This window comes from Actinoplanes oryzae (assembly GCF_030757795.1).
In the GTDB taxonomy this organism is placed as follows: domain Bacteria; phylum Actinomycetota; class Actinomycetes; order Mycobacteriales; family Micromonosporaceae; genus Actinoplanes.
In genome coordinates, this window is the sequence record NZ_JAUQWH010000274.1 from 1 (window position 1) to 7,008 (window position 7,008).

Sequence of the window (7,008 nt, forward strand, 5' to 3'; positions counted from 1 at the left end):
TCACCACGCCCGGTCCGGCGGGCGTCAGCGCGTTCGCCGTCGCGTCGGCGGAGCCCCGCGATTCCCTCGTACGAGCGGAGGCCCTGCTCGCCCCGGCGCACCCGAACGTCCGCGGCCCCGGCGAGGCGGACCTGGCCGCGATCACCGCTCCCGACGGGACGAGCATCTTCGTGACCGGCCCCGGCGACCCGTGGCGGCGTGACTTCCTGGCCACCGGCGAGCCCGCGGAGCCCGGGGCGGGACTGCTCGCCACCGACCACCTGGGCCTGTCCCAGCCCTTCGACCACTTCGACGAGGCGCGCCTGTTCCACCGCTCGGTGCTGGACCTGGCCGACGTCGCCGAGGAGGACTTCGCGGCGCCGTTCGGCCTGATGCGCTCGCGCGAGCTGGGCAATGCCGCCCGTACGGTCCGGATCGCCCTCACCGTCGCCCTGCTGCGCCGCGGCGCCTGGGCCCCCGCCGTCACCGACCCGCAGCACGTCGCCTTCCGCACCGCCGACATCGTGGCCACCGCCGAGGCGATCGGCGCCCCCGCCCTGCCGGTGCCGGACAACTACTACGCCGACCTGGAGGCCCGCTTCGCCCTGCCCGCCGACCTCCTGGCAAACATGCGCCGCCACGGCCTGCTCTACGACCGCGACCCGCACGGCGGCGAACTGCTCCACCTCTACACCCCGGTCCTCGGCGGCCGGGTCTTCTTCGAGATCCTCGAGCGCCGCGGCGGCTACGACCGCTCCGGCGCCGGCAACGCCCCGGTCCGCATGGCCGCCCAGCTGCACCACCGGCTCAGAACGTCCCCCTGACCTGAGCGCCCCTCGCGCCGGGCACCGTCATGGTGCGTACGGATTCTGATAGCCGGGGTGGGGCTGATAGGTGCTCTCGCTCGTGAAGAGCCCGACCGCCCCGGCCATCAGAAGGGACAGAATCACGCCCACGACCATGGCCAGCAGCCAGCCCCCGGGCGGTCCATCGTCGCCGCCCAACCACATCATCAGCAACCACACCCCGGCGAGCAGCACCAGGCAACCACAACCGGCAGCCGCGATGAGCATGACAACCCCTTTCCGGGGCCGGCACGCGCCGGTCCCGGAGAGGTCGAGGTGTCACCGGCCCCGGCGGATACGAAAGCCGGGACCATGTCAGGATCGCGACTTCGTGGTGCTGCGGAACCCCGCGCCTGCACGCCCACGCCGGCTGCTCCGCCGGCCCGGCCGTCGCGACGGTGCGTGCCGGGGAGCTAGAACGTGCCGCGGACGGAAGCCTGCTCAGCGCCGGCGGTGGCAGTGACCCGCCAGGTGTCGCCGCTGGTGGGGCGGTTCTTCTCGTGGTTGTACTGCGACGCGAAGGTGTATTCGCCCGGGGCGACCGTGTAGCCGTCCTTGAGCAGGAAGTGGTAGACGATCGTGTCGCCCTGCTCGGTGTAGGTCTTGTCGGCCAGGTGGTCGTCCGGGATCGTCGTCCAGATGCCCGGGGTGGTGGCGCCGCCGGTCCGCTTCACCGTCACCGTCACCTCGAGGGCGGTGACCTCCTTGGTGAGGGTCATGATCAGGTCGGCCTGCGACCAGACCGGGTTGGGGTTCGGGTTGATCCCGGCCGCGACCGTCAGGTGGCCGTCCTTCTCGGTCGAGCTGGGCGTGCCCGCCCCCGTCGACGCCGGGGTCTGCGGGCTGCGGCTGCTGCCCCTGGTCGACGACGGCCCGGCCGACGGCTTGGACGAGGGCGCCTTCAGCGTGCCGGAGGAGACGCCCGGCGCGGGCACCTCGCGTGGCGTGCTGCTCGCCGGCGCCGGGGTCGCCGGGGCCGAGGCCGTCGGGGTGGGCGCGGCGACCTGGTCGTCCGGCTTGTCGTCGCTCGCCGCCAGGCGGATCCCGGCGAAGCTGGCGACGACCACCACGGCGACGCCGGCCGCGGCGGCCACCGGGTTCAGGCGGGGGCGGACCGCGCGGCGCTTCTCCGCGCGGTTGCGGATCACCCGCTCGAACATCGCGTCGCGGTCCGGCCGGTGCCGCTCCGCCTCCTGCTGCAGTGCGGCCCGGAGGCGGCGTTCGTCGTGCTCACGCATGTCGGCCTCCCAAGCCCAGTTCGATCGGTGAGTCCTGCAGGAAACTGCTCAGTTGCGCGGCGCCGCGCGAGGTCTGGCTCTTCACGGCGCCGACCGAGATGCCCAGGATCTCGGCCACCTCGCGCTCCGGGACGTCGAAGGCGTAGCGCAGCACCACGCACTCCCGGCGCCGGACCGGCAGCTTGCTCAGCGCCGCCCGGACGTCCAGCACCGCCGGGGTGTCCGGCTCGCTGCGGTCCCGGCGCAGCAGGCCCAGGCGGAGCATGCCGTGCCGCTCGCGGGTCTGCCGTTTGATCCACTGCCGGGCCAGGTTGGTGACGATGCCCCGCGCGTACGCGAGCGGGCTGTCCGCGGCCTGCACCCGCGCCCAGTGCCGCCACACCTCGGTGAACGCGTCCGCGGCCAGGTCGTCGGCGCTCCCGGCGTCGCCCGTGACGAGGTACGCGAGCCGCGACAGGTCCGCGTGGTGCTGGTCGAAGAAGCGCCGGAAGGCACGTTCGGCGTCGAGGTCGGTCACTCAAGCCTTCCTGGGGGTGGAGCCGGCTGCCCCGGCGCGTGGGGGCACTGGGGTCCGGGACAGCCGGAGTATGTCAGCCGTTCGGAAAGCCGGTCCCACGCGGGGAGGCCGGGAGGTCCGGGACCGGCCTCTCCGCGCGTGACCAATCCCCTAGTTGCTCGGGGGCGCGGAAAGGTTGCTCGCTCCGGAGAAAAAGTTTCCGGCCGCCTCCCGGGTGCGGGAGACGGCCGGGCACATGGTGCCTCAGGCGCGGCGCAGGACCGTCACGCCACGGGGTTCGAGCAGCTCGGCCGAGCCGTGGACGGCCTCGCCCCCGAGGCCGGTCAGCTCGACCGGCTCGGCGGTGCGGTTGACCACGAAGGCGTACTCGCCGCGGACGGCGAGCTCGACCTTGCCGCGCAGCGCGGCGGGCAGCTCACTGCCGATGCCGGCCTGCTCGAGCAGATCGCCGAGGACCGGCGCGATGCCGTCCGGGCCGAGGCGGGTCGACACGTACGCCGCCGAGCCCGTCCCGACGGCACGCCGGGTGATCGCGGGCTCACCGTCCTTGTACGTGGCGAGCACCTCCACCCCGTCGCCCGTCACGTCGATCTTGTCGGTCCACAGCGTGCCCACGGTCCCGTTGGACAGGGGCGCGGTCTCGCCGTCGAACAGCGGCGCGAACTCCTCGATCCGGATGCCGAGCAGGTCGCGCAGCGCCCCCGGGTAGCCCCCGAGGTACACGTGGTCGTCCTGGTCGACGATGCCCGAGAAGTACGTGGCCACGAGGTGACCGCCGCCGGTCACGTACGCCTCCAGCCGCTCGCGCAGCCGCTGCGGCACCACGTGCAGGATCGGCGCCACGACGAGACCGTAGCCGGACAGGTCGGCGGCCGCCGGGACGACGTCGGCACGCACGCCCAGCGTCAGCAGGGCGGAGTACCAGTCGAGGGCCTCCTGCTTGTAGCGCAGGCGGTCCGTCGGGTGCGAGTCCTGCTCCGCGGCCCACCACGAGTCCCAGTCGAACAGGATCGCGACGCGGGCCGGCGTACGCCCGGTGCCCTGCAGGGGTGCGAGGCGCTTGAGCGTCTCCCCCAGCTCGGCCACCGACCGGAAGACGGCACTGTCCGTCCCGGCGTGCGGCAGCATGCCGGAGTGGTACTTCTCGGCGCCGGCGCGGGACTGCCGCCACTGGAAGTAGCAGACCGCGTCCGCCCCGTGCGCGACGTGCGTGAGCGCGTCGCGGGACAGCTCGCCCGGCAGCTTGGCGAGGTTCACCGGCTGCCAGTTGACCGCGCTGGTCGAGTGCTCCATGAGGAACCACGGGTGGCCGCCGGCGATGTTGCCGGTCAGGTTCGCCGAGAACGACAGCTCGTCGAGCGTCTGCTCGCCGGGCAGCCGGTAGTGGTCGTTGCTGACGAAGTCGACGTCGGCCGCCCACGCGGCGTAGTCCATGGCCTTCGTCTCGCCCATCACCATGAAGTTCGTGGTGACCGGCACGTCCGGCGTGATCTCGTGCAGGATGTCCCGCTCGGCGCGCAGGTACTCGCGCAGGGCGTCCGACGAGAAGCGCTTGAAGTCGAGCTGCTGCGTCGGGTTCGGGTGGGTCGCCGCGAGCCGGGGCGGGAGGATCTGCGCCCAGTCGCTGTAGTGCTGCGACCAGAACGACGTGCCCCACGCCTCGTTCAGCGCGTCGAGCGTGCCGTAGCGGTGCTCCAGCCACGTACGGAAGGCCGCCGCGGCGTCGTCGGAGAAGTCGTAGACGTTGTGGCAGCCCAGCTCGTTGGAGACGTGCCAGGCGGTCACCGCGGGGTGATTGCCGTAGCGCTCCGCCATGGCCCGGACGAGGCCCAGGGCGTACCGGCGGAAGACCGGCGAGGTGGGACGCCACTGCTGGCGCCCGCCCGGCCAGATCGTGCGGCCCTCGCGGTCGACGGGCAGGATCTCCGGGTGCTTGGTGGTGAGCCAGGGCGGCGGGGAGGCCGTCGCCGTGGCCAGGTCCACCGCGATGCCCCCGGCGTGCAGCAGCTCGATGATCTCGTCGAGCCACGACCAGTCGTACCGGCCCTCGGTGGGCTCGAGGCGGGCCCACGAGAAGATGGCGAGCGACACCACGGTCACGCCGGCTTCCCGCATGGCCCGGATGTCCTCGTCCCACACCTCCCGCGGCCACTGCTCGGGGTTGTAGTCGGCGCCGTACTCCAGCCGGGGCGGCTGCCCCGGCTGGGTCGGGCGCAACCAGCGCGCTGTCGTCACTTGGTCGTGAACCCCTGGTCCTTGGCGTACTTGAGGGTCTGGTCCTGCCACGCCTTGAGGCCGTCGGTCAGGGTCGTGTTCGACACGTACGCCTTGCCGACCGTGTCGTTGAAGACGCTGTTCGAGTAGACCTGCACCGGCAGGTAGGTCCAGCCGCTCACCACGCCCTGGGCGGACTTGGCGAAGACCTCGTTGGCCTTCTGGCCGCCGAAGTACTCGAACTCGGTGTTGAGCCACGCCGGGTCGTTCAGCGTCGCGCTGGTCGCCGGGAAGGCGCCGTTGTCGACGCGGATCTTGACGCCGTCGCCCTGGTTGGCGTACTTGAGGAAGCCGTAGGCCAGGGTCGACGCCGCGGCCTTCTCGGTGATGGCGAGCGAGGAGCCGCCGTTCTCGGCCGACGCCGTGCCGCCCGCGGTGTACTGGGGCAGCTCGGCGGCGCGCCACTTGCCGGAGCCGCTGGCCGCGCTGGTCACGAAGTTGGCGGGCATCCAGGCGCCGGTGGCCAGCGAGGCGATGCTGCCGTTGGCCAGGCCCTGGAACCACTGGTCGCTCCAGGAGGTGATCGGCGCGAGCAGCTTCTCGCTGATCAGCGTCTGCCACACCTTGACGAACTCCTGGGTGCCGGCGTCGGCGAAGTTGATGCCCACGGTCTCGCCGTCGACGGTGTACGGCTTGCCGCCCGCCTGCCAGATCATGCTGGTGACGAAGCCGGCGTCGCCGGTGTCGTTGGCGATGTAGACCTTCGGGTCCGCCTGGTGGATCTTGCGGGCGGCGTCGAGGAACTCGGTCCACGTCGTGGGGACCTCGACCTTGTACTTGTCGAAGACCTCCTTGTTGTAGAACAGGGCCATCGGGCCGGAGTCCATCGGCAGGCCGTAGATGCCGCCACCGCTGTTCACCGAGTTCCACGGGCCGGTGTTGTACTGGTCCTTCAGCGACGCGGCGCCGAAGGTGTTGAGGTCCTTCAGGTTCTTCTGCAGGGCGAACTGCGGCAGCGCGTAGTACTCGATCTGCGCCACGTCCGGGATGCCCGAGCCGGCCTGGAAGGCGTTCTGCAGCGCGGTGTACTGGTCGGCGCTGGTGCCCACGTTGGCCAGGTTGACCTTGACCTTCGGGTACTTCTTCTGGAACTCCTCGACCACCTTGGTCAGCGTGGGCTCCCAGGCCCACACCGTCAGGTTGCCGCCGGCCTGCAGCGCGGCCTCGACGTCGGCGTCCGAGACGGACTGCGCCGCCGCGGTGCCACCACCGGTCGAGCTGTCGTCGTCACTGCCACAGGCGGCGAGCCCGATGGTCACAGCGGAGGCGAGGGCCGCACCGAGCAGCCGACGCCGGGTAAGAGCGGACATCTTTGACCTTTCTTATTCCTTGACGGAGCCGGCGGCGAGGCCGGACTGCCAGTAGCGCTGCAGGAGCAGGAACGCGGCGAGCAGCGGGATGATGGTGAGCAGGGACCCGGTGATGACCAGGTTGAAGATGGCCTCGCCGCCGGCGGTCGCGGCCTGGGCGTTCCAGGCGTTGAGGCCGAGGGTCAGCGGATACCAGTCGGGGTCGCGCAGCATGATCAGCGGCAGGAAGTAGTTGTTCCAGGTCGCGACCATGCTGAACAGCAGGACGGTGACGATGCCGGGGGCCAGCAGCGGCAGCACGATCCGGAAGAACGTGCGGAACTCGCCGGAGCCGTCGACCCGGGCGGCCTCGAGGATCTCCGTGGGCACCGCCTCGGCGGCGAAGGTCCACATCAGGTAGAGGCCGAACGGGGTGATCAGCGACGGGATGATGACCGCCCACGGGGTGTTGGTCAGCCCCAGCTTGGCGAACATGAGGAAGGTCGGGACGGCGAGGGCCGTGCCGGGCACCGCGACCGCGCCGATGACGATCGCGAAGACCGCCTTCTTGCCGACGAAGTCGAACTTGGCCAGGCCGTAGCCCGCGAGCACCGCCAGGAACGTCGCGCCGCCGGCCCCGATGATCACGTACAGCAGGGTGTTGCCCAGCCAGCGCAGGAAGATCCCGTCGTTGTACGTCAGCGTGTCCGCGATGTTGCTGAAGAAGGCGAACGGGCCGTCGTCGAACCAGAGGCCGAAGGACGTGAACAGCCCGTCCTGGGTCTTGGTCGAGTTGATCAGCAGCCAGACGAGCGGCAGCAGGCTGTAGACCAGCACGATGCCGGTGAGCAGCGTGAGGACGATGC

The 7,008-nt window shown here is 71.3% G+C and carries 6 protein-coding genes and 1 pseudogene; 1 reads left to right on the top strand and 6 read right to left on the bottom strand.

The genetic code is table 11. The features are described from left to right. Positions 1 to 803, top strand: a pseudogene (locus tag RBH18_RS42245) (sugar phosphate isomerase/epimerase and 4-hydroxyphenylpyruvate domain-containing protein); the annotation flags it as partial. A gap of 27 nt (positions 804 to 830) precedes the next feature. Here RBH18_RS42245 and RBH18_RS42250 read toward each other — a convergent pair. The 6 genes from RBH18_RS42250 to RBH18_RS42275 form a co-directional block, all read right to left on the bottom strand. Continuing rightward, positions 831 to 1,052 (bottom strand): hypothetical protein, encoded by a 222-nt coding sequence (locus RBH18_RS42250; protein WP_306216146.1) that lies wholly within the window; start codon positions 1,050 to 1,052, stop codon positions 831 to 833. A 185-nt stretch (positions 1,053 to 1,237) separates the two neighbouring features. Further along, the gene (locus RBH18_RS42255; RefSeq protein WP_306216147.1) at positions 1,238 to 2,062 is read right to left on the bottom strand and encodes a hypothetical protein; all 825 of its coding nucleotides are present in this window, start codon (positions 2,060 to 2,062) and stop codon (positions 1,238 to 1,240) included. Continuing rightward, entirely contained in the window at positions 2,055 to 2,579 is a 525-nt protein-coding gene (locus RBH18_RS42260; RefSeq protein ID WP_306216148.1) for a SigE family RNA polymerase sigma factor, read from the bottom strand. The genes RBH18_RS42255 and RBH18_RS42260 overlap by 8 nt, the downstream gene beginning before the upstream one ends. Positions 2,580 to 2,822: 243 nt before the next feature. Next, complete coding sequence (locus RBH18_RS42265) at positions 2,823 to 4,814, bottom strand: beta-galactosidase (protein WP_306216149.1); 1,992 nt, start codon at positions 4,812 to 4,814, stop codon at positions 2,823 to 2,825. Continuing rightward, the gene (locus tag RBH18_RS42270; protein WP_306216150.1) at positions 4,811 to 6,163 is read right to left on the bottom strand and encodes an ABC transporter substrate-binding protein; all 1,353 of its coding nucleotides are present in this window, start codon (positions 6,161 to 6,163) and stop codon (positions 4,811 to 4,813) included. The genes RBH18_RS42265 and RBH18_RS42270 overlap by 4 nt, the downstream gene beginning before the upstream one ends. A gap of 12 nt (positions 6,164 to 6,175) precedes the next feature. Next, entirely contained in the window at positions 6,176 to 7,006 is an 831-nt protein-coding gene (locus RBH18_RS42275) for a carbohydrate ABC transporter permease (protein WP_306216151.1), read from the bottom strand. Positions 7,007 to 7,008: the final 2 nt, after the last annotated feature.

Bases quoted from the DNA above. Each gene is read 5' to 3' on its own strand.
- RBH18_RS42270 (WP_306216150.1), bottom strand. From the start codon at position 6,163: ATGTCCGCTCTTACCCGGCGTCGGCTGCTCGGTGCGGCCCTCGCCTCC.
- RBH18_RS42250 (WP_306216146.1), bottom strand. From the start codon at position 1,052: ATGCTCATCGCGGCTGCCGGTTGTGGTTGCCTGGTGCTGCTCGCCGGG.
- RBH18_RS42255 (WP_306216147.1), bottom strand. From the start codon at position 2,062: ATGCGTGAGCACGACGAACGCCGCCTCCGGGCCGCACTGCAGCAGGAG.